The following is a 3918-nucleotide window of genomic DNA, read 5'->3' as shown; positions in this document are numbered from 1 at the left end:
GCTACAATATTAATTGCAGCGCGGTTTTCTATTAAGTTACTTGCTGTTGGCTTTTGTTGTACAAATTGTACATCGCCGTAGGGTACTTCAATACTAAAGCGGCTGCCTTTATTGGGCTCTGAATGTACGTCTAGCGGTAAACTTAGTAGGTCTGCCATTCGTTTTACTACGCCAAGTCCTAAGCCAACGCCTTTGTTATCACCCGATTCTACGCGATAAAAGTCGTTAAATATTTTGGCTTGTTCTACTTCACTAATGCCAGGTCCTGTATCCCATACTTCTATGCGTAAATTATGCTTACGGTTTCTACAGGCAATCAATACACGGCCGTTATCGGTATATTTAACCGCATTAGACACCAAGTTTTGTATAATTCGGCGCAAATAGGTTATATCGCTGTGCACAACCTGATGGTTTGAACGTACACCTAATTTAAGTCCTTTATCGCTTGATAAAATAGCGTATTCACTTTGCAGTGGCGCTAAAATATCTTCAATGTAAAAGTGGCGTGGGGTAGGGGTCATAGCGCCTTGCTCTAGCTTGGCTATTTCAAGCAATGCCGACATTAAATGCACGGTTGAGTCGAGGCTATCACCGAGTTTATCAAAGTTATTTTGGTTGGTGCTATCGAGCTGTTTTTCGTCAATGGCGGCAAGGTATAAACGCGCTGCATTTAATGGCTGTAAAATGTCGTGACTCGCTAATGCTAAAAAGCGTGTTTTACTGTCGTTTGCTTGCTCTGCTTCGCGCTTGGCTAAAGTAAGTGCTTGCTCGGTTTGTATACGGCTATCTATTTGTGCTTGTAGGTCTTTATTAATGGTTTGTACTTCTTGAGTACGCGCTTCTATGCGGTTTTCAAGATCCATATTTACTTCTTCAAGCGCATTTTGCGTACTTATGTGATTAGTAATATCTGAAAAGCTGGTAACAAATCCGCCATCGGGCAGTGGATTACCTATCATTTCGTATACTTGCCCATTACGACGATGGCGAATAAAGTGATGCGAGCTACCGTATTTTAAATGCTGTACACGTTTTTCTACTTGGCGTTCTATTTCACCTGGACCACATTCACCCCGGTTAGCGTTGTACCTTATAATGTCTTCTATGGGTTGACCTACTTCTAAAAATCCCTCTGGGTAGCCAAACATTTCGCCGTAACGCTTATTCCATGCAACTAGTTTTAAATCTTTATCGACAACAGAAATACCATGGCTTAAATTTTCAAGCGATGTAAACAATAGGTTTTGGTTAAATTGCAGGGCTTGTGTGGTTTCGTCAAAAAAGTTTACCACTTCTTCAAATGCCATACGTTTACCCGACGAAACCGTGTGTATTAATGCTTGCGCTGATGACGCACCTAATACGCCCGTTAATGCGCGTTCGCAGTAAGCAATAAACTCTGGCTCTGGGTGGGCGTTGTTATCGTTTAAGTGATGAGCGAGTGCGTAATGTGCCAATACTTGTTGGCTACGCTGAATACCTAAAAATGTTTGTAGTAGTATTTTAAAGTCGTAAACAGTGGCTTTTACGTCTTTATTTAAACGTCTTGATAAAATAGCCTGATCTTTTGGATTAACAAATGCAGCAGCCTGAATTTTATCAATTAAGCGCTCTTCAGCCCCTAACGAAAAGCTAATATAACAACCAATGTTAGCAAATAAGGCAATGAGCGTACCGCGTGTAATTAATGTTTGTTGCAGCTCACTATTTAGCGTGTTTCCTGCATCTAAAATTGGCAGCATTAAAAAAAGTATCCAGCAAATAAAGCCTGCTAATAAACCAGCATATACTCCATAAGCATGACCTTTTCGCCAATATAAACCGCCCACAATAGCGGGTAATAATTGAGTAACAAGGGAAAAAGCAACTAACCCCATACTTGCCAGTGCACTGCTATGACCAAACCATTGCTGATAAAAGTAAGCCAAAATTAATATACCGGCAATGGTAAAGCGCCTAACCAGTAAAATTTGCGATTTGTAACTGGTGGTTATTAAGTTACGTTTAAATTTACGGCGTAGTATAAGTGGCAGCACTACGTCGTTTGAGATCATGGTGCTTAACGTAAGCGTTGCAACCACAATCATTGCGGTTGCGGCCGACAACCCACCTATAAATACAAAGGTGGTTAAAAAGGCGTTGTCGTTAATTAACGGTAGGGCAAGTACAAAGCTGTCGGGTGAATAGCCGCTGCCAACTTCAGGATGAATTGCCGCAGTCGCAATAGGTAAAATCATTGCGGCTGTTAGTAGTAAATACAGCGGAAAAGCCCAGCGAGCGGTAAGCAAATGGCGTTTATTTTGATTGTCGACCACCGTTACATGAAATTGACGAGGCAAACATATAATTGCCGCAGCGGCCATTAACGACTGACCGATAAAGTTAAAATTAAAAAAGTTAAAGTCGCTCCAATGCGCCCAAATCGACTCAGTTACTTTGTTTTCAGTGGCTTCGGGTAAATTAAATAAGGTAAATATTGCAAGCCCTGCTACCGCTACAAGTGCAATAAGTTTAATCATTGACTCAAACGCTACGGCAAGCATTAATCCCGAACGATACTCTGTTACATCAACCTTGCGGGTACCAAAAAATATTGCAAATAATGCCATAATTAATGTTGCCGAAAGCGCGAGCATATCGCCCGATATTTTAGTACTACTTTGCAGCAGTAAAAAGCTAGTACTGAGCGCTTTTAATTGCAGTGCAATATAGGGAATAGTCGCCAGTAATGCGATTACAGTAACCATAATTGCGGTAGTTTGGCGTTTACCATAACGAGCTGAAATAAAGTCGGCAATGGTCGTAATATTTTGTTTTTTACTTACCAATACCAGTTTACGTAAAAACCCTTGCCCGAAAAAAAACAACAATGCAGGACCAAGCAAAATAGGCAAATAGCTCCAACTACTTGTGGCAGCTGTACCCACCGACCCGTAATAAGTCCACGAAGTACAATAAATTCCTAACGAAAGCGAATACACAAAGGGATGGTGGCTAATGCGCTTTGCTAAAGGTGTTGTTTTATCGCCCCAGTTGGCAAGCCAAAACAGCACACCTATATATCCTAAAGCAACAATAATGAGTACGGCAGTCATGTTGTTTTTTAACCTTATTATTTAAATTTACACTCGGACATAGCGAGTACCTACACAATACCAGAACTGAGGTTAAGTGTGAGGGTTGAATTTAAAGTAAAGTTTTAATTTTAAAGCTATCTTATTGAATATTAATAATAAAAATAAAGTAAGGTAAAACATTAGACTAATGTCGTATTAATCAACAAGTTATAGGTTTAGCAAAAAAGCCAATGTGCGATATTTACTTAACCAGTTGAAATTAAATAAAAATACGAACTTTATCGTTAATGGTTAAATGCAGTTTACGTAAACGTTAACAGGCTGTTACGACCATAGTCTCAATTCAATATTTAAGCAGCATTGCTAAATTGGTTAACGAAGATAAAAAACCACTCATTACAATATTGTGATGCTTAAAGGGGAAAAATAAAAATGGCTTTTAAAGATGAAGAACAAGCAAAAGCTTATTGGGCAGAAAACATTTCGCTGTTATTTAAACTGTTAGCAGTGTGGTTTATTGTGTCTTTTGGGTTTGGCATATTACTGGTTGATGTACTTAATGAGGTACGTTTTTTTGGGTTTAAACTTGGCTTCTGGTTCGCCCAGCAAGGCGCGATTTATACCTTTGTTGCTTTGATTTTTGTGTACGTTTTCAAAATGAATACGTTAGATAAAAAATACGGCGTAGACGAATAGGAGCTAAGCAATGGATGTTCAAACACTCACGTTTATAATTGTTGGTTTAAGCTTTGCGCTTTATATCGGCATAGCAATTTGGGCTCGAGCGGGTTCAACTAAAGAGTTTTATGTAGCGGGCGGCGGCGTACCTCCTCTTGCT

Annotated in this window: 2 protein-coding genes; one reads left to right on the top strand and one right to left on the bottom strand. The window is 39.6% G+C overall.

From position 1 onward, the window contains the following. On the bottom strand, positions 1-3098 hold a 3098-nt coding region (locus L647_RS0100550), incomplete at its 3' end, for a PAS-domain containing protein (protein WP_024609482.1). A gap of 414 nt (positions 3099-3512) precedes the next feature. Between L647_RS0100550 and L647_RS0100545 the strand changes: the two genes are divergently transcribed. Continuing rightward, on the top strand, positions 3513-3776 hold the full coding sequence (locus L647_RS0100545; protein ID WP_007377498.1) for a DUF4212 domain-containing protein: 264 nt from the start codon (positions 3513-3515) through the stop codon (positions 3774-3776). Positions 3777-3918 lie beyond the last annotated feature (142 nt).

This window comes from Pseudoalteromonas sp. TB64 (assembly GCF_000498095.1).
Taxonomy (GTDB): domain Bacteria; phylum Pseudomonadota; class Gammaproteobacteria; order Enterobacterales; family Alteromonadaceae; genus Pseudoalteromonas.
Note: the sequence above shows the minus strand (reverse complement) of the source record. Positions and strands in the feature narration are given on the sequence as shown.